The organism is Mediterraneibacter sp. 210702-DFI.5.30 (assembly GCF_020560115.1).
Lineage (GTDB): Bacteria > Bacillota > Clostridia > Lachnospirales > Lachnospiraceae > Mediterraneibacter > Mediterraneibacter faecis.
Map to the genome: position 1 here is coordinate 1 of NZ_JAJCME010000280.1, position 211 is coordinate 211.

General features: G+C 55.5%; 1 protein-coding gene. It reads right to left on the reverse strand.

All coding sequences use genetic code 11. The annotated features are described in order from the left end of the window. A partial coding sequence (locus tag LI126_RS15540) for a PfkB family carbohydrate kinase (protein WP_227165789.1) occupies positions 1 to 211 on the reverse strand: 211 nt, incomplete at both ends.

Genomic DNA, 211 nt, shown 5'->3' on the forward strand with positions numbered 1-211 from the left:
GCTGGCCAGTCAGTTTTTCGGCGTAGTCCAGCCGAATGCCGTGCTGAGCGCAGGAATGCTCCATGACGATACCGTTCATATCGTCGCCGTAAACGGTAATCAGATACGTTGGCACCTCTAGCCGTGCCAGGTTCTGAGCAATGTTCTGCCCAACACCTCCGACCGCCATGCCAATCTGGCCGATATTCGAATCACGCGGAATGACCTTCTC